Source organism: Pseudomonas sp. Ps21-P2 (genome assembly GCF_039672565.1).
In the GTDB taxonomy this organism is placed as follows: Bacteria; Pseudomonadota; Gammaproteobacteria; order Pseudomonadales; family Pseudomonadaceae; genus Aquipseudomonas.
In genome coordinates, this window is sequence record NZ_JBDFPL010000005.1 from 335,162 (window position 1) to 352,383 (window position 17,222).

At 63.2% G+C, this 17,222-nt stretch carries 16 protein-coding genes; 7 read left to right on the plus strand and 9 right to left on the minus strand.

The genetic code is table 11. The features are described from left to right. Positions 1-5: 5 nt before the first annotated feature. From ABEH28_RS15185 to ABEH28_RS15195, 3 genes are all read left to right on the plus strand, one after another. Positions 6-1,028 (plus strand): HAMP domain-containing sensor histidine kinase, encoded by a 1,023-nt coding sequence (locus tag ABEH28_RS15185; protein ID WP_346630403.1) that lies wholly within the window; start codon positions 6-8, stop codon positions 1,026-1,028. An 86-nt stretch (positions 1,029-1,114) separates the two neighbouring features. Next, positions 1,115-1,363 carry a hypothetical protein gene (locus ABEH28_RS15190; RefSeq protein ID WP_282373476.1) on the plus strand — a complete coding sequence of 83 codons (249 nt, stop codon included), beginning with the start codon at positions 1,115-1,117 and terminating at the stop codon, positions 1,361-1,363. Positions 1,364-1,636: 273 nt separating this feature from the next. Further along, the gene (locus tag ABEH28_RS15195; protein ID WP_346630404.1) at positions 1,637-2,077 is read left to right on the plus strand and encodes a TspO/MBR family protein; all 441 of its coding nucleotides are present in this window, start codon (positions 1,637-1,639) and stop codon (positions 2,075-2,077) included. 6 nt (positions 2,078-2,083) lie between these two features. On the opposite strand, the gene ABEH28_RS15200 is transcribed toward ABEH28_RS15195, so the two are convergent. Further along, on the minus strand, positions 2,084-3,289 hold the full coding sequence (locus ABEH28_RS15200; protein WP_346630405.1) for an MFS transporter: 1,206 nt from the start codon (positions 3,287-3,289) through the stop codon (positions 2,084-2,086). Between the two features lie 105 nt (positions 3,290-3,394). Here ABEH28_RS15200 and ABEH28_RS15205 point away from each other — a divergent pair, with 105 nt between their 5' ends. Then, on the plus strand, positions 3,395-3,943 hold the full coding sequence (locus ABEH28_RS15205; RefSeq protein ID WP_282373669.1) for a TetR/AcrR family transcriptional regulator: 549 nt from the start codon (positions 3,395-3,397) through the stop codon (positions 3,941-3,943). A 90-nt stretch (positions 3,944-4,033) separates the two neighbouring features. Further along, positions 4,034-5,323, plus strand: a complete 1,290-nt coding sequence (locus ABEH28_RS15210) for a leucine-rich repeat-containing protein kinase family protein (RefSeq protein WP_346630406.1) — start codon at positions 4,034-4,036, stop codon at positions 5,321-5,323. A 298-nt stretch (positions 5,324-5,621) separates the two neighbouring features. Here ABEH28_RS15210 and ABEH28_RS15215 read toward each other — a convergent pair whose 3' ends face one another. From ABEH28_RS15215 to ABEH28_RS15245, 7 genes are all read right to left on the minus strand, one after another. Beyond that, a complete protein-coding gene (locus ABEH28_RS15215) occupies positions 5,622-6,326 on the minus strand; it encodes a YebC/PmpR family DNA-binding transcriptional regulator (protein ID WP_192173927.1) in 705 nt (234 codons plus the stop codon). A 192-nt stretch (positions 6,327-6,518) separates the two neighbouring features. Further along, entirely contained in the window at positions 6,519-7,292 is a 774-nt protein-coding gene (locus ABEH28_RS15220; protein WP_346630407.1) for an enoyl-CoA hydratase, read from the minus strand. 85 nt (positions 7,293-7,377) lie between these two features. Then, complete coding sequence (locus ABEH28_RS15225) at positions 7,378-8,568, minus strand: acetyl-CoA C-acyltransferase (protein WP_346630507.1); 1,191 nt, start codon at positions 8,566-8,568, stop codon at positions 7,378-7,380. A gap of 37 nt (positions 8,569-8,605) precedes the next feature. After that, the gene (locus ABEH28_RS15230; protein WP_346630408.1) at positions 8,606-9,373 is read right to left on the minus strand and encodes a 3-hydroxyacyl-CoA dehydrogenase; all 768 of its coding nucleotides are present in this window, start codon (positions 9,371-9,373) and stop codon (positions 8,606-8,608) included. A gap of 131 nt (positions 9,374-9,504) precedes the next feature. Further along, on the minus strand, positions 9,505-10,899 hold the full coding sequence (locus ABEH28_RS15235; protein WP_346630409.1) for a DHA2 family efflux MFS transporter permease subunit: 1,395 nt from the start codon (positions 10,897-10,899) through the stop codon (positions 9,505-9,507). 40 nt (positions 10,900-10,939) lie between these two features. Beyond that, on the minus strand, positions 10,940-11,611 hold the full coding sequence (locus ABEH28_RS15240; protein ID WP_346630410.1) for a TetR/AcrR family transcriptional regulator: 672 nt from the start codon (positions 11,609-11,611) through the stop codon (positions 10,940-10,942). 88 nt (positions 11,612-11,699) lie between these two features. Then, entirely contained in the window at positions 11,700-13,628 is a 1,929-nt protein-coding gene (locus tag ABEH28_RS15245; protein WP_346630411.1) for a TIM barrel protein, read from the minus strand. A gap of 202 nt (positions 13,629-13,830) precedes the next feature. On the opposite strand from ABEH28_RS15245, the gene ABEH28_RS15250 reads away from it, so the two are divergent. After that, entirely contained in the window at positions 13,831-15,171 is a 1,341-nt protein-coding gene (locus tag ABEH28_RS15250; RefSeq protein WP_346630412.1) for an MFS transporter, read from the plus strand. 11 nt (positions 15,172-15,182) lie between these two features. Here ABEH28_RS15250 and ABEH28_RS15255 read toward each other — a convergent pair whose 3' ends face one another. Beyond that, positions 15,183-16,070 (minus strand): DMT family transporter, encoded by an 888-nt coding sequence (locus ABEH28_RS15255; protein WP_346630413.1) that lies wholly within the window; start codon positions 16,068-16,070, stop codon positions 15,183-15,185. Between the two features lie 223 nt (positions 16,071-16,293). Between ABEH28_RS15255 and ABEH28_RS15260 the strand changes: the two genes are divergently transcribed. Next, positions 16,294-17,205 (plus strand): LysR family transcriptional regulator, encoded by a 912-nt coding sequence (locus ABEH28_RS15260; protein ID WP_346630414.1) that lies wholly within the window; start codon positions 16,294-16,296, stop codon positions 17,203-17,205. Positions 17,206-17,222: the final 17 nt, after the last annotated feature.

Below are 17,222 nucleotides of genomic sequence, written 5' to 3' on the forward strand. Positions count from 1 at the left end.
TTGCCATGAGCGAATTCGACAACAAGGACGCAACCGGAGGCGCAGGCGCCGACCGAGAATTCGAGCGACTCGCGCAGAAAAAGGAACGGGCCCTGGCGCACCTGGCGTTCCTGCGCCGAGAGCTGCACGAGGCCGAAGCCTCTGCCGGCGCCGGGCTGCATATCGAATTGCTGGTGGAAGCCAATCAGAAACTGGTGCTGGCGGCGTTGGCGGCGCAGACGCAAGCGCCCGCTGCCAGCGCACACGCTGATGTCTATCAGGATCTGCGCGAGGCCAACGAGCATCTGGTGATTTCTGCGCTCCACGCGCAGACGTTGCAAGCCCAGGCTGAACAGGCGCTGGCCCAGCAGCGCACGGCCATGGCCTCGGTAGCCCATGAAATGAGCAACCCGCTGACGCCCATCAGCATGATTGCCGAACGCATGGTGCGCACGTCCAGCGACAGACTGCCGGAAATGCGCAACCTGATCGAAGGTCAGGTGCAGCATCTGTCGCGAATGGTGGAAGACTTGCTCGACGTCTCCCGCGCAAGCACCGGAAAGCTGCGCCTGAGCTACGCCCACCTCAACATCGTGCAGATCATTAAGGAAGCGGTGGACGCCTGCGCGCCGCTGATGCACAAGAAAAACCTGCACATGGACGTCAGCCTTCCCGACGCGCCGGTACGGGTCAACGGTGATCACATCAGGATCGTGCAGATCTTCACCAACGTGCTGACCAACTCGGCCAAATACACGCCGTGCGGCGGCAACATCGAACTGCGTGCCGAGACCGTTCCGGAAGGCTTGAAGATCGTGGTCTCCGACAACGGCATCGGCATTTCCGCCCAGGCATTGCCGGTGATCTTCGATCCTTATGTGCAGGACACCCAGGCCATCGGCTTCAATGGCTCGGGACTGGGCATCGGGCTGACGGTGGTCCGGCAGCTGGTGGAAGCCCATGGCGGCAGCGTTACCGCCCACAGCGAGGGCGAAGGCAAGGGCTGTCATTTCACTATTTTGTTTCCACTGGTGGGATCTGCGCTGTAACTCGGCCACAATACGTCCCCGATCCCAGGCTCCAGGGCTTCACGCCTTTCGGTTCGCCGCCAAACCCAACCCCCCAGGACTGAGCAATGCCTCAAGAGCGAATCGCTGCACTTCGGCTTCCCAAACCCATTCAGGGTGCGATCGACGATCTGGTGCGCGCGTTGAACGCCGCCACCACCAAGGAAGACCTCGAACGCGAGGCCGCCATGGAGATCAGTTTCATCCTCAGCCTGGAGACCAGCAGACGTCTTCGCCCGGCAGACGTAGAAACGCTGTACATGATCTTCGACGACGCCGTACAGGAACGGCTCAGCCAACTGGCGGATCAGTCCTGACCGGACGGCTTGCCGCCTCCCTCGCTGGCACGTCACACCGCTGCTGTGTCATACCGCCGCCGCGCCGCCGTAAACCCCTCCGCCTGTTCGACGAGCAACTGGATGTGCGCGACCTGTTGCGCGCTCAGTCCAGGACTGGATGGGTGATCATCTCCACGGGCTGGCTCGCGATTAATCTCTCTGGGCAGATACGGATTTTTCCGGCGCAGACGCATCCAATGCCGAGACGGCCCCACGGCCTGCACTTCAAATGGTTTCAGCAAAGGACTCCACATGACTTTTTACATTTACCTCATTGCCTGCTGCGCGGCGGCCAGCACCGGCATCATTTTCAAACCCGGCAGCTGGTATGAATCGCTGCAAAAACCACGTTTCACCCCGCCCAACTGGCTGTTTCCGGTGGCCTGGACGACCATTTATCTGCTGCTGGCCTGGGCCGGTTATCGCCTGACCCTGACCCCCGGCAGTGAGACCGTGCTGGCGTTGTGGGCCGCGCAGATTGCCTTGAACACGCTGTGGACGCCGGTGTTCTTCGGTGCCCACCGGATCATGGCGGGCATGGTCATCATCTTGCTGCTGTGGCTGGTGGTTGCCGCCATGGTGGTGCTGGGGATCCAGCTGGACCTTATTACCGGGCTGATCCTGTTCCCCTATCTGGTGTGGCTGACCGTGGCGTCGGCGCTGAATTTTTCGATTCTGCGTCATAACCGCTAAAACAACCTACGCCGCCCTGGCGCGGCCGGCTCGCTGAATCAGCAGACCGGCCAGCGCCGACACCGCCAGCAAGACCACCACCCCGCCATAGACATTCGTGGTGGTCACCAGTCCTGCCGTCTTGATCGACACGCCGGCCAGCAACGCCGGTATGCAAAACGCCAGATAACTCAAGGCCAGAAAGGCCGCCATCAGCGCACCCCGCTCGTGGGCGTGGGCCAATGGCAGCAACAGCCGCAGGGCGCCGAGGAAGCTGGCCCCGAAGCCAACCCCCGCGACCACGGCGCCGGTGAAGAACAGCCACAGCCAGCCCAGATTCACCGCCGCCAGAATCACTGAAACCCCGACCGCCAGAAAACTGCAGCCCACCAGCAATGCCAACCGGGGCGCGCGCAGGCGCAGGTTGTGGATCGAAATCGCGCCACTGATGGTCAGCGCTGCCACGGCAAAGCCGCCGTTGAGTACCGAGGTCGAACCGGTCGCGGCAGTCAGCAGCGACGGCGCGAGCGACAGGAAAAACCCGCCCAGCGCCCAGGCGGCGATGTCCGCGGGCAGCACCAGCAACAGCGTCCCCCTCGCCTGCGCAGGTACAGCGAGCCGCGGCCGCAGTGTTTTCAGCACGCCCGGTTGCGGCGTCACTGTTTCAGCGATCCACAACAGATACACCGCCTGACCGACGAACGCCGCCAGAAGCAAACCATAGGCGAGGCCCATGGGCAGCGGCGCGTATTCCACCAGCGCACTGGTGCCAAGGGCGCCCAGTGCCATGCCGAACATCGGCGTGATGCTGTTGAGCAGCGGACTCTGCTGCGCGTCACTGTCGAGCATCGCGGCACCCAACGCGCTGGTGGCGATGCCCGTCGCCACGCCTTGCAGCACCCGCGCAACGATCAGCCAGCTGACGTCGGTGGCAGCGATGAACAGCAGCATCGAGACGATCTCCAGCAGCAGCCCGATGAAGATCACTGGACGGCGACCGAGGTAATCCGACAGCGAGCCGAACATCAGCAGCGTCGCCAACAGGCTCAAGGCGTAGACGGCGAAAATCACGGTCAACAGCGCCGAGGAAAAGCCCCACGCCTGTTGATAGAGGTGGTAAAGCGGCGTAGGCGCACTGGACGCGGCGAAGAAACACAGCAGCACGAAGGCCAGAAATACCAGGTGGCCCCGCCCCCGACCATCGACTTGCGGGTTCTGCAAAGAATCAGACACGAGTACACTCTCCCGAAAAAGCACGCCACAAAAGCTATTAATTAGCTTTAGCAGTGTGCGAGCAGCGTCTGCTTATAGCAAATACTTTGTGTTAGGGTCCGCACCATGGCTATCAAAGAAGGCATTCGCACCGGCGGCCGCAGTGCCCGGGTGCAGACATCGATTCACGCGGCGGTCCGCGATCTGCTCCAGGAGCAGGAGCGTTCGGCCCTCAGCGTGCCCATGATTGCGGCCCGTGCCGGTGTCACACCGTCCACCATTTACCGCCGCTGGGGCGACCTGACTTCACTGCTGGCAGACGCCGCCGTCGAGCGTCTGCGCCCGGACGAGCCGGTGGATTGCGGCAATCTGCGCGATGACCTGCGCACGTGGGTCGAGGTCTATCTCGAAGAAACCAACTCGGCGCCGGGCCGCGAAATGATGCGCGACGTGGTCGCCAGCAGCGCGACGCTGTGCTCGGGCAAGTGCCTGAACATGGTTCGCGATCAACTGCAGATCATCATCGACCGCGCCCGGGAACGCGGTGAACAGAGTCCTTCGGCGGACGAACTGGTCGATGCCGTCGTCGCACCCATGGTCTACCGCATCTTGTACGCCGAATCGGCGCCGTCCCTTGAGCGCATGCATCAATTGCTGGACCGCTGCCTGAATTAATCCCTCACCCGTCGCGCTCGTCGCAAACGAGCAACGATCGGGTTGACTGGTTATCATGGCCGCCCATTGATCACAGGCGCCCTTCCCCCCATGCACACCCTTGCAGACCTGCGTGCCGGCAAACTGGCAGGCATCACGCGGCTCAATCTCAGTGCCGACCTCAGTGAATTTCCCGAGGAGATTTTCAGCCTCGCCGATTCGCTGGAGGTGCTGGACCTCAGCGGCAATCGGCTGACTGACCTGCCCGCCGACCTGCACCGGCTCAAGCGCCTGAAAATCCTGTTCTGTTCGAATAATCCCTTTACCCGCCTGCCAGAATGCCTGGGCCAGTGCGAGCAGCTGTTCTTCGTCGGCTTCAAGGCCTGCGAGATCGCCGATGTCCCCGCCAACGCGCTGCCGCCTTCGCTGCGCTCTCTGGTGCTGACCGACAACCGTATCGAAACCCTGCCTGAAGCCATCGGCGACTGTGTGCACCTGCAGAAGCTGATGCTCGCGGGCAACCGGCTGCGGCAATTGCCGGAATCACTGGCCCGCTGTCAGCGCCTGGAACTGGTGCGGATCGCGGTCAACGATTTCCATGAACTGCCGCGCTGGTTGCTGGAGATGCCCGCGCTGGCCTGGCTGGCGTTTGCCGGCAATCCGTTGAACGACATCCACACCGAAGCGCCAATCGGGCAGATCCCGTGGCCGCAACTGACGCTGCAACAGGTGCTGGGCGAAGGCGCGTCCGGGGTGATTCAACAGGCCCAGTGGCGCGCGGACAAGGACGCGGCGGCGCTGGACGTCGCGGTGAAGCTGTACAAGGGCGATGTCACCAGCGACGGCTCGCCGTTGAACGAGATGCAGGCCTGCATTGCGGCGGGTCGTCATGCTCATCTGATTCCGGTGCTCGGGCAGATTCTGGACCACCCGCAGGGCGCTCGCGGTCTGGTGATGGAGCTGATTTCGCCTTCTTTCGTGACCCTTGCGCGTCCGCCGACCCTTGAATCCTGCACGCGGGACAATTACGTCGACACCCGGCTGACTCTGTCGATCGTGAAGCGTATGGCCGCCGGGATCGCAGCGGCGTGCGCACATTTGCACGGGCATGGGATCAATCACGGTGACCTGTACGGCCACAACATCCTCTGGAACGAAAGTGGGGACAGCCTGCTGGGGGATTTCGGCGCAGCGGCATTTTACCCGGATGAAGAAACGGGACGCAGGCTGGAGCGCGTTGAAGTGCGCGCGTTCGGGCTATTGCTGGGGGAATTGCTGGACTGCTGCGGAGATAGCGATTCGCAGGTTGCCGGGTTGCGGGAGCTGGAGCGGCGTTGCGTGGAGGCGGGTATGATGCAGCGGCCCGGGTTTGCGGAGATCGAGCAGCAGTTTAGTCAGTAGGACCCAATCCAGAGCACGCCGCACAACCTGTGGGACCGGCTTCGGCCGGGAAGAGGCCAGGGTGGACACCCTCGATTTCGCAGTGTGCCCATCGACGCCTTCCCGGCTGAAGCCGGTCCCACTAAGCCTGCGGCGTGTCAGCGGGACCCAATCCAGAGAACGTCGCACAACCTGTGGGACCGGCTTCAGCCGGGAAGAGGCCAGCGTGGACACCCTCGATTTCGCAGTGTGCCCATCGACGCCTTCCCGGCTGAAGCCGGTCCTACAACGACCGATTCAGATAATTGGCCCGGTAGCCTTATCCGGCCAAGCCGACGTACACGTTTTGCACGTCATCGTGGCTGTCGATCGCTTCGAGGAAGGCTTCCACTTCGGCCATCTGCTCGTCGCTCAGGCCTTCAACCGGGTTTTTCGGGCGGTAGCCGATTTTGGCGGATTCAACGGTGAAGCCGAACTCGGGCAGCGCCTTGCACACGGCGTCGAGGTCGGTGGTGTCGGTGTAGAACGTCGCAACGCCCTCTTCGCCTTGTTCAACGTCCTGAGCGCCGGCTTCGATGGCGGCTTCCTCGGCGTCCGCTTCGGGTGATGCAGCAACCGCATCGATCATCCCCAGGTGATCGAAATCCCAGGTAATCGAACCCTCGGCACCCAGTTGTCCCTTGCGGAACAGCACGCGGATTTCCGAGACGGTGCGGTTGATGTTGTCAGTCAGGCATTCAACGATGACCGGCACTTTGTGCGGCGCGAAGCCTTCGTAGGTGAGTTTCTCGAAGTGAACGTGCTCGCCGAGCAAACCGGCGCCTTTCTTGATGGCACGCTCCAGCGTTTCGCGCGGCATCGAGGCTTTCTTGGCCTGCTCGACCACCAGACGCAGGCGCGCGTTCATGTCGGGGTCAGCGCCGGAGCGTGCGGCAATCATGATCTCTTTGGACAGCTTGCCGAAAATACGCCCCTTGGCGTTGGCTGCCGCTTCTTTGTGTTTGACCTTCCACTGTGCGCCCATGATTGCTCTCTTGTTCCGGTGGCGATAAATCGCTCGGATCCGACGCGTCTTGCGCGTCGGGCCGATGGCGATAAACGCTGAAAATAGGGTGATCGAAGATGACAAGCCGGGGGTGAACCTCGGCGACCGGCGCATTTTATACACGCTGGCGCCAGAAGACACCCCTGAGACGCGCCACCGCCCTGACCTGAATCAGCGATGCTTGAACGCCGGTTCGCGCTTCTCGATGAACGCCGCCATGCCTTCCTTCTGGTCCTCGCTGGCAAACGCTGCATGAAACACCCGGCGTTCGAAACGAATCCCTTCGGCCAGGCTAACCTCAAAGGCGCGGTTCACGCTTTCCTTGACCATCATGGCCGCCGGCAACGACTTCGCGGCAATGCCGGCCGCGACGTTGAGCGCCTCCTCCAGCAACTGGTCCTGGGGCACGATGCGCGCGACCAGCCCGGCACGCTCCGCTTCGACGGCGTCGATCAGGCGCCCGGTCAGGCACATTTCCATGGCCTTGGCCTTGCCGACCGCGTGGGTCAGGCGCTGGGTCCCGCCCATGCCCGGCAGCACGCCCAGCTTGATTTCCGGCTGGCCAAAGCGCGCGTTGTCGGCCGCCAGGATGAAGTCGCACATCAGCGCCAACTCGCAGCCCCCGCCCAAGGCAAAGCCCGAGACGGCAGCAATGATCGGCTTGCGGCGACTGGCCACCCGATCGCTGTCACTGAACAGGTCGTCCAGATAGATCTGCGGGTATTTCAGCTCGGCCATTTCCTTGATGTCAGCCCCGGCAGCGAAGGCTTTTGCCGAGCCAGTCAGCACGATGCAGCCGATGCCATGATCGCGTTCCAGCTCATCGAGGGCATGGTTGAGTTCGCTAATTAGCTGCGCATTGAGGGCGTTAAGGGCCTCTGGACGATTGAGGGTCAGGAGTGCAACGCGACCTTTGACATCTTTGCGGATTGTCGTGTAATTCATTGTTTTATAGACCTTTTATTATGTAGAACGCCAGTCAGCCGTTATCACAGATCTAACCTGCGAAACATGGCGCAAGCCATTGATATCAAACGACAAGCTCGACTGCCATTGCCGTTGCTTCGCCGCCGCCGATGCAAATGGCCGCGACACCTCGCTTCAGTCCACGCTGCTTCAACGCCGACAGCAAGGTCACCAGAATCCTCGCCCCCGACGCGCCAATGGGATGGCCCAACGCGCAGGCGCCGCCGTGCACGTTGACCTTGTGATGGGGCAGTTCCAGGCGGGCCATGGTGACCAGCGCGACGACGGCGAAGGCTTCGTTGATCTCGAACAAGTCCACATCCCGGAGGGACCAGCCGGTCTTGCTCATCAGCTTGTCGATCGCGCCCACTGGTGCGGTCGGAAACAGCCCCGGCTCATTGGCGTAAGCGGCGTGGCCATGGATGACCGCCAGCGGCGTGAGGCCACGACGTTGTGCTTCGGACTGGCGCATCAGGGTCAAGGCCGCGGCGCCATCGGAGATCGAGCTTGAGTTGGCGGCTGTCACGGTGCCGCCCTCGCGGAACGCCGGTTTCAGCTGCGGGATCTTGTCCAGCTTCGCTTTGGGCGGCTGTTCGTCCTGGCGAATGGTCTTGCGCTCCTTGCCGACGGTGACTTCCACCGGGACGATTTCAGCGTCGAACCAGCCGCGCGTCATGGCCTCCTGCGCCCGGGTCAGCGAGGCGACTGCAAAACCGTCCTGGGCTTCCCGACTGAAATTTTCAAGCCCGGCGCACTCCTCGGCAAACGTACCCATCAGTCGACCCCGGTCGTAGGCGTCTTCGAGGCCGTCGAAAAACATGTGATCGATGATCCGGCCGTGGCCCATGCGGTAACCGCTGCGGGCCTTCTCCAGCAGATAGGGCGCGTTGGACATGCTTTCCATGCCACCGGCGATGACCACGTCGGCGCTGCCGGCGAGCAGCATGTCGTGGCCAAGAATGGCCGCCTGCATCCCCGACCCGCACATCTTGTTCAGGGTGGTGCAGGTCGTGTCATCGCTGAGCCCGGCGCCCAATGCCGCCTGACGGGCCGGCGCTTGTCCCAGCCCGGCTGGCAATACACAACCGAACAGCACCTCGTCGACCTGCGCGCCATCGATGCCCGCGCGCTCGACGGCGGCGCGGATGGCAGCGGCGCCCAGTTGCGGCGCGGTCAGGCTCTGGAGATCGCCCTGAAAGGCGCCCATGGGCGTGCGCACGGCGCTCACGATCACCACGGGGTCGTCGTTCAACATCTGGCGTTTGTTCAAAGACATGATGGGGTTTCCTCGATTAGCGAGCGGCCATGCGCAAGGCGCCGTCCAGGCGAATCACTTCGCCGTTGAGCATGCTGTTTTCGATGATGTGGCGGGCCAGCGCCGCGTACTCCTCGGGCTTGCCCAGGCGGGGCGGGAATGGCACGCCGGCGGACAGGCTTTCGCGCACTTGCGGGGTCATGCCGGCCATCATCGGCGTTTCGAAAATGCCCGGGGCGATGGTCATGACGCGAATGCCGTAGCGCGCCAGTTCACGGGCGGCGGGCAGGGTCAGGCTGACGATGGCACCCTTCGAGGCCGCGTACGCCGCCTGGCCGATCTGGCCGTCGTAGGCGGCGACCGACGCCGTGTTGATGATGACGCCACGCTCACCGCCGGCATCGGCCGTGCTTTCGGCGATGGCTACAGCGGCGAGGCGCAGCAGGTTGAAGCTGCCGATGAGGTTGACGTTGATCACCCGGCTGAAACTGTCGAGGCCGTGGGGACCTTCTTTGCCGAGGATTTTCTCGGCGCCCACAATGCCGGCGCAGTTGATGACGCCGTTGATCTGGCCGAACGCACTGAGCGCCGCATCCACCGCGGCCTGAACAGCGTTCTCCTGGGTGATGTCGCTGACGCTGGCGCGGGCTTTGTCGCCCAGTTTTTCCACTTGGGCCGCGAGCGCCTCGGCGTTGACGTCCACCAGCATCACGCTGGCCCCTGCGTCGATGAGCATCTGCGCGGTGGCCGCACCCAGCCCGGACGCGCCGCCACTGACCAGAAATACCTTGCCTTGGATCTGCATGATTGTGTCGTCCTTACACTTTTATTGTTGGAGTGGCGAAATACTCCGCTCTGCCGCGCCGATGGGCAATGGTCAAAGCGCGCAGAACGTCTGGTGGTTTTGGCCAGTGGCGCTTCGTATTTGCCAGCAGGTCAGGCCTTGGGTTGCAGCAGCGCTGCACCGGCCTGGGCCGACACCCGGCGGTTATCCAGCAGCGCCAAGGCCGCGATCACCGCGACGCCAATAAACGTCAGCTGGAAATCAGCGGTCATCGCCTGCCCGTCGTTGCCATGGAGGGCCATCGCGCCGCGCAACAACAGCGCAGCAATCGCGACGCCCAGGCCCATGCTCAACTGGAAGCACATGCTGAACATCGTCGACGCATCGCTCATCTGCGTTTTGGGCACGTCGGCGAAACCCAGCGTGTTGAACGCGGTGAACTGCATCGAGCGCGACAGCCCGCCGATGAACAGGATCAGCAGGATCATCGGCCAGCCCATGGCCTGATCGAGCAGCGCGCAGGCGGCAATCGCCGCCACACCGATGCAGCCATTGACCAACAGCACCTGGCGGAAGCCCCAGCGCTGCATGATTGCGCTGGTAAAGGGCTTCATCGCCAGGTTGCCCGCAAACACCCCCAGCACCAGCAGCCCGGCGTCGAATGCAGACAGGCCGAAACCCAGCTGAAACATCAGCGGCAGCAGGAACGGCAGCGTGCTGATGGCGATCCGGAACACCGAACCGCCCAGCAGACTGACGCTGAAGGTGCGGATGTGCACCACCGCGACGTTCATCAGCGGCTGCGGATGCCGACGCATGTGGCGCCAGGCCAGCGCGCCGCAGACCACGCCGAGCGCCGTTACCGCAAGGCCCGGCCACTGACTGCCATGGCCCTGCCCCAGCCGTTCCATCCCGAACAACAGCGCCGTGCAGGCCACGCCCAGCAGCAGGAAACCTTTCAGGTCAAACGGCCGAGTGCTGACTTCATTGCGCTTGGGGATGAGGATGAGGGTGGCAATCAGCGCCATGACGCCGAGGGGCAGGTTGAGGTAGAAAATCCACGGCCACGACGCGTGGGTAACGATGAACCCGCCCAGGGGCGGCCCGAGTATCGGCGCCACCAGCCCGGGCCAGGTGATCAGCGAAATGGCCCGCACCAGGTCTTTCTTTTCAGTGGCGCGCATGACCGCGAGGCGCCCGACCGGGACCATCATTGCGCCGCTCATGCCTTGCAGGACCCGGGCGGCGACGAACGTCTCAAGACTGTCGCTGATGCCGCACAGCATCGAAGCCACCGTGAACAGCACGATGGCGCCGCCGAACACCCGGCGTGAACCGAGTCGGTCGGCCAACCAGCCGCTGAGGGGAATGAACGCTGCGATCGCCAGCATGTAAGCGCTCATGCCGATATTCAGGTCCACCGCCGCGACGCCGAAGGTCCGGGCCATTTCCGGCATGGCCGTGGCGATCACCGTGGCGTCGAGGTTTTCCATGAAAAAAGTGACGGCCACCAACAAGGCGATCAGCGTGGATTGGCGTTGCGACATCGTTGGGTCCTCAGGCAAGCGTGGCGTTTGACCTGCCGGGTCACGGCAGCAGGTAGCGCATCACCGCATCACAGATCATCGCTTTTTGCCGCGCCTTGACCGCTTCGTCTTCCAGGTCGATCTGGAAAATCTCGGAAAAGGTATGGCGGTTCGACACCCGATAGAAACAGAACGAGCTCATCAGCATGTGCAGGTCAACGGCCTGTACGCCTGCCCGGAACACGCCGTCCTGCTCGCCGCGCCGCAAGGTGTCGTCCAGCGCCTGCAAAACGTTCCGGCTCAGCTCGCGGATGGTCGGAGACTGTTTGACGTTGGCGCCGTTGTGGATGTTTTCGATGCACACGATGCGCACGAAATCGACGTTGCGGTCGTGGTGATCGAAGGTGAATTCCACCAGCCGCCTGACCGCTTCTTCCGGCGCGAGCACGCCGAGGTCAAGGCTGCTTTCCGTGGTGCGAATGTCGCCGTAGAGCTTCTCCAGCACTTCGGTGTACAGCTGCTCCTTGCTGTTGAAGTAGTAATAGATCATGCGCTTGGAGGTTTGCGTGCGCTCGGCGATCGCGTCAACGCGGGCGCCGGAGAGCCCTTGGGCGACGAACTCGGCGACGGCCGCCTGAAGGATACCGTCGCGGGTTTTCTCCGGATTGTTCTTGCGGGACTTGCGCGGGGCGTCTTCGGGCGCTTCGGCGAGGCTGTCGTCAACGGTTTTCATGCGGGGCTCACGACCACGGTGGAATCGCGGGATTATGGGCTGCGCCTGTGCGTTACGGAAGTGGTGCGTGCCGATGCGCTACACGTCATCAGAACCGGGCGGAGCCGCTGCGGGCCCTGGCCATTGCCGCCAGGCGCACCGCCGCATTCGCCTCGCCGTACCCGGCGTAACCCTTCCTGCGCTGGAGGATTTCAAAAAAGAAACGTCCCTCGAACGCCTCGGTGCAGGCGTGAAACAGCTCGCCACCGTCGGCATCGCGGTCATACAGCACGTTGTGGCGCGCCAGTTCGCCAAGGAATGCGGCGTCGAAACCGAACCGCGCGCCCAGGTCATCGTAGTAATTCTGCGGAATCACCAGCCACGGCACGCCTGCCGCTTTAGCGCGGGCAACCTGGACGAAAATGTCGTCACAGGCGAAGGCGATGTGATGAACGCCAGAGCCGCCGTAGCTCGACAGTGCGTGGGAGATTGCCGTGTCGCCGCGATCCGGCGTGTTCAGCGGCAGGCGCACGGTGCCGCAACGGCTGCGTAACGCCCGGCTCCTCACCAGACCGTGGGGATCAGGCAGCAGCTGGTCGGCATCGGCCACAAAATCCAGCACGCTTTTGTAGAACAGCACCCGGCTGTCCAGGCTGTCGGCCGGCAACGCCATGGCCACATGATCGATGCACTGCAAACCGCTTTGCGTGGGAGACTGCGGGCTCAGGATGAAATCCCTGTCCCAGCTCGATTGCCCTGACGCGGCAGGCTCGACCAGGTAAATAAGGCTGCCGTCCGGCGCACGCACCGCCGGGGGCTCCCGATCATCAGGCCCCACCGGACCACCATAGATTTCGGCATTGAACTGACGCGCCCGCTCCAGCGCGTCAGCGCTGTTGTCCACCCGCAACCCCATGGCGCGCAGCGACGGGCCGGGGGCTTCAAGGGCTGAGTCAGCGAAGGAAGCGGCAGCGAAAGGCATCTGAGGTAAGGACAAGCGCTCGGCGTTCAGCACGATCTTGATATCGCCCTGCCCCAGCATGGTCATGGCTTTGCTGCGGTGCTGACCCAGGGTGCCGAAGCCCAGGCCATGCAGCCAGCTGACCAATCGCGCCCCCTGGGCATCCTCCACGGCAAACTCGAGAAACTCGACGCCGTTGCAGGCGCTGGGTGCCGGCGGATGGAACAACGATGACGGCGCGATGGGTTGAGATGGCTGCTCCAGCAGCGCGCGGGTTTGCGCTTCCAGGTACAGCAACGAGCGCAGGCCGTCGGCGGCGTTGGCCCGAGTGGGCGCGGCGCGAAACACGTCGTTGAAAATCTCCAGCGACAGCGGACCGGTGTAGCCGCTGCGCAAAATTGCCGCGAGAAAGCCGGGGCAATCGAACTCGCCCTGCCCCGGAAAACACCGGAAATGCCGGCTCCACTCCAGCACGCCCATGTTCAGCAGCGGCGCGTCGGCCATCTGCACGAAGAAGATCTTGTCGCCGGGAATCTGCGCAATCCCGCTCGGATCGCCCTTGAGCGACAGCGTGTGGAAACTGTCGAGCAGCACGCCGAGGGCCGGATGGTCGACCTGCCGGACGAGATCCCAGACCTGCTGCCAGGTGTTGACGTGACGTCCCCATGCAAGCCCTTCATAGCCCACGCGCAGTTGACGCGCCCCAGCCCGCTCGGCGATCGACCCAAGATCACTGAGCAGCACGTCTCGCTCGCCCAGGGAATCGCTGGCGGTATTGCTGCACACCAGCATCAGGTCGGTGCCAAGTTCGTGCATCAGGTCGAATTTGCGTTCGGCACGGTCGAGGTTGCGCTGAAGATGCTCGCGGCGACAGCCCTCGAAGTCGCTGAAAGGCTGAAACAGGGTGATAGCGATGCCCAGGTCCGCGCAGAGCTGGCGCACCTGGCGCGGACTGCCGTCGTAACAGAGCAGGTCGTTTTCGAAAATTTCAACACCGTCAAACCCTGCGGCGGCAATGGCTTCCAGCTTTTCCGGCAGGGTGCCGCTCAAGGAAACGGTGGCGATCGATCGCTGCATGCGGGGGTGGCTCCTGAATAATCACATGGCGCCCGGCACGATGATGGGGCTCGAACCGGGCGGGCGTTCATGGGATTATTCGCGCCGCTGCATGGGACATCAACTGAAATGAACCATACGGTTAGTTTTATGACGCTATGCGGGGCCAAGGCCTTGGCCGCGCGGACATCACCATAACAATTTCAAAACAGGCTTGATGCTTATGCGGTCCCCTTCTGCTTCGCCTGCCCCGGTCGCCTCCCACCCTGCGCCTCCCCACGCCAGTGTGAGCGAAAAAATTCGCGGCGCCCTGGCCGTCGGCAAAACCCGTTGGGGCATGCTGGCACTGGTGTTCTTCGCCACCACCCTGAACTACATCGACCGCGCCGCACTCGGCGTGATGCAACCGATCCTGGCGAAGCAAATGAGCTGGACGGCGATGGATTACGCCAACATCAACTTCTGGTTTCAGGTCGGTTACGCCATCGGTTTTCTGCTGCAGGGGCGTTTCATCGATCGGGTCGGCGTCAAGCGCGCATTCTTTCTGGCGGTGCTGCTGTGGAGTGTTGCGACGGGCGCCCATGGCCTGGCCACATCGGCAGCGGGCTTCATGGTCTGCCGGTTCATTCTCGGCCTGACCGAAGCGGCAAATTACCCGGCCTGCGTCAAGGTCACCCGGGTGTGGTTCCCGGCCGGCGAACGCGCCGTGGCCACCGGCATATTCAACGCCGGCACCAACGTCGGTGCGATGGTCACGCCCGCCCTGTTGCCGCTGATCCTCACGGTGTGGGGCTGGCAGGCGGCGTTCATCTGCATGGGTGCGCTGGGGCTGGTCTGGGTCATCACCTGGCGGCTGACCTATTTCAATCCGCAGGAACATCCCACCGTGCGCGCCAGTGAGCGGGCCTACATCAACAGCGAGGCCGAGCCTGAGACCGAGGCTGAAGCGGAAAAAGTACCGCTCTCGCGGATCCTGAAGATGCGCGGCACCTGGGCCTTCGCCCTCGCCTACGCCGTGACCGCGCCGGTGTTCTGGTTCTACCTCTACTGGCTGCCGCCGTTTCTGAATCAGCAATACAACCTGGGCATCAGCGTGACGCAGATGGGCATCCCGCTGATGCTGATCTGGCTGACCGCCGATTTCGGCAGCATCGGCGGCGGCATTCTCTCCTCGTGGCTGATCGGCCGGGGCATGCGCCCGATGACCGCCCGCTTGCTGTCGATGCTGGTATTCGCCGTGACGATCATTGGCGTGGTGTTCGCCGCCAACGCCAGCGGTCTCTGGGTGGCCGTGCTGGCGATCGCCCTGGCGGTGGGTGCGCATCAGGCCTGGACGGCGAACATCTGGAGCCTGGTCATGGATTACACGCCCCGGCACATGATCAGCACCGTGTTCGGCTTCGGCGGCATGTGCGCGGCCATCGGCGGCATGTTCATGACGCAGATCGTCGGCGCCGTCCTGACCGCGACCCACAACAACTACAGCGTGCTGTTCACCCTGATCCCGGTGATGTACTTCGTTGCGCTGATCTGGATGTATTTCATGGCGCCGCGCAAATCATGAAGCCGCTGTCGTCAGCCACCCTTTTTGCGCTGTTGCCACGCCGCCGCCAGGCCGCTGAGGCAGATGATCGCAATGCCGGCCTGGGCGACAAGGGATGGTGAGTGGTTGAAGACGATGTAGCCCCACAGCCCGGCGAAGACGATCTGGCAGTAACCGAACGGCGCCAGCATGGCCGGCGCGGCGAAGCGGAAGGCCTGGGTCAGCATCAGGTGCGCGACCATGCCGCAGGTGCCCAGCGCCAGCATGAAGGGAATGTGTTTCCACTCCGGCGATTGCCAGAAGAACGGCACGATGGCGCTCATCAACAGGCTGTTGAACAGCCCGGCGAAGAAGTTGCTGGTGGTCGGGCTGTCGTGGGCCGCGACCAGACGGGTCAGCAGCTGATAGCAGGCGAAACAGAACGCCGAGCCCAGCGGCAGCAACACTGCCGGCCGAAACAGCTCGCCGCCGGGATGCACGATGACCAGTACCCCGCTGAAGCCCACCAGCACGGCGATCCATTGCCCGCGGCTGACCGTCTCCTTGAGCAGTGGCACCGACAGCGCCGTGACCAGCAGCGGCGCGAGGAAGTTGACCGCGGTCGCCTCGGCGATCGGGATGAACATCAGGCCACTGGTGAACAACAGACTGGTGCCCAGCAGGCACACCGCGCGCAACGCCTGCAAACACGGGCGCTTGGTGCGCAGCACACGCAGGCCCGACGACGGCATGAAAATGCACGCCATCAGCCCGGTGTGCACCACATAGCGCACCCAGACCACCATCATGATCGGGTAGATGCCGGAGAGGTATTTGGACAGCGTGTCGTGACTGGAAAACAGAAAGGTCGCAAACAGGATCAGTGCGATGCCTTTCAATGGCTGGTTGACGCCGGAGAGTGGCGTGCTGGTGGTGCTCATCTGCGTTCCTTTGGCCTTGCGTGAATGCGGGTCTGTCCCTTGCCGTGTCGAGCGCCGGCCTTTCGTCGAGGAATCCAGTGTCAGCAAGAATATAGAAGGCGTCGCCGGAGCACCAAGCAAACATGACCGCCCGGGCGTTTTTCTGACTGTCTGGATCAGACCTTTCCGCTCACCCGGATTTGCCGCAGACTGCCGCTCTCGTTGGCTCGAAAACGGACGCTCAGTGGATCGCATTCAGGAAATGACCCTTTTTGCCGCCGTCGCCGAAGGCCCCAGCTTCGCGGCGGTGTCGCGCAACCTGAACGTGTCCACGGCCACCGTGACCCGCGCCGTCGCGCAACTGGAAGCGCGGCTCGGCACCTTGCTGATCGTGCGCACCACCCGGCAGTTGCGCCTGACCGAAGCCGGCGTGCGCTTCGCCGACGACTGCCGGCGCCTGCTGGCCGATCTGCACGAAGCCGAAAGCGCCGCTGCCGGCATCCATGCCACGCCCCGCGGGTTGCTGACCATTACCGCGCCGCAGGTGTTCGGCGATTTGCACGTCACGCCGGTCATGACCGACTACCTGAGTCAGCACCCGGAGGTGCAGATTCGGGGCCTGTTGATGGACCGGATTGCCGGTCAACTGGAAGAAGGCATCGACGTGTCGGTGCGCATCGGCGACTTGCCCGACTCGTCGATGACGGCCATTCAGGTCGGTACCGTGCGGCGCATGGTCTGCGCCTCCCCCGCTTATCTCGCCGCCCACGGCACGCCCCGGCATCCCCACGAACTCATCGAGCGCGAAACCGTTTCCGTGATGATCACCGGTCGCAGCCCCGCGTGGACCTTCCGCATCGAAGGCCAGCACCAGGAAGTGAAAGTGCAGTCGCGGCTGTCGATGACGTCGTTCACTGCCTCCATTCATGCCGCCATCGATGGCTGGGGGCTGACCCAGGTGCCGTCCTATCAGATTCGCCGACACCTGCAGGCGGGCACCTTGTGCGCCGTGCTCGAAGACTTCGAAGTCACGCCGATGCCGGTTTACGTGGTCTACGTCGAGGGGCGACGGGGGTCATCCAAGGTGCGCTCGTTCGTTGATTTCTGCGTGCAGCGTTTGCGCGCGGACCTGCATTACAGCGCCGGGCCGGGTTGATGGCGGGACACTCCCAC

Excerpts from the sequence above, each read along its gene's own strand:
- ABEH28_RS15210 (WP_346630406.1), top strand. The coding sequence starts at position 4,034 with ATGCACACCCTTGCAGACCTGCGTGCCGGCAAACTGGCAGGCATCACG.
- ABEH28_RS15250 (WP_346630412.1), top strand. The coding sequence starts at position 13,831 with ATGCGGTCCCCTTCTGCTTCGCCTGCCCCGGTCGCCTCCCACCCTGCG.
- ABEH28_RS15195 (WP_346630404.1), top strand. The coding sequence starts at position 1,637 with ATGACTTTTTACATTTACCTCATTGCCTGCTGCGCGGCGGCCAGCACC.
- ABEH28_RS15205 (WP_282373669.1), top strand. The coding sequence starts at position 3,395 with ATGGCTATCAAAGAAGGCATTCGCACCGGCGGCCGCAGTGCCCGGGTG.
- ABEH28_RS15245 (WP_346630411.1), bottom strand. The coding sequence starts at position 13,628 with ATGCAGCGATCGATCGCCACCGTTTCCTTGAGCGGCACCCTGCCGGAA.
- ABEH28_RS15255 (WP_346630413.1), bottom strand. The coding sequence starts at position 16,070 with ATGAGCACCACCAGCACGCCACTCTCCGGCGTCAACCAGCCATTGAAA.
- ABEH28_RS15190 (WP_282373476.1), top strand. The coding sequence starts at position 1,115 with ATGCCTCAAGAGCGAATCGCTGCACTTCGGCTTCCCAAACCCATTCAG.
- ABEH28_RS15240 (WP_346630410.1), bottom strand. The coding sequence starts at position 11,611 with ATGAAAACCGTTGACGACAGCCTCGCCGAAGCGCCCGAAGACGCCCCG.
- ABEH28_RS15230 (WP_346630408.1), bottom strand. The coding sequence starts at position 9,373 with ATGCAGATCCAAGGCAAGGTATTTCTGGTCAGTGGCGGCGCGTCCGGG.
- ABEH28_RS15215 (WP_192173927.1), bottom strand. The coding sequence starts at position 6,326 with ATGGGCGCACAGTGGAAGGTCAAACACAAAGAAGCGGCAGCCAACGCC.
- ABEH28_RS15185 (WP_346630403.1), top strand. The coding sequence starts at position 6 with ATGAGCGAATTCGACAACAAGGACGCAACCGGAGGCGCAGGCGCCGAC.
- ABEH28_RS15220 (WP_346630407.1), bottom strand. The coding sequence starts at position 7,292 with ATGAATTACACGACAATCCGCAAAGATGTCAAAGGTCGCGTTGCACTC.
- ABEH28_RS15225 (WP_346630507.1), bottom strand. The coding sequence starts at position 8,568 with ATGTTGAACGACGACCCCGTGGTGATCGTGAGCGCCGTGCGCACGCCC.
- ABEH28_RS15235 (WP_346630409.1), bottom strand. The coding sequence starts at position 10,899 with ATGTCGCAACGCCAATCCACGCTGATCGCCTTGTTGGTGGCCGTCACT.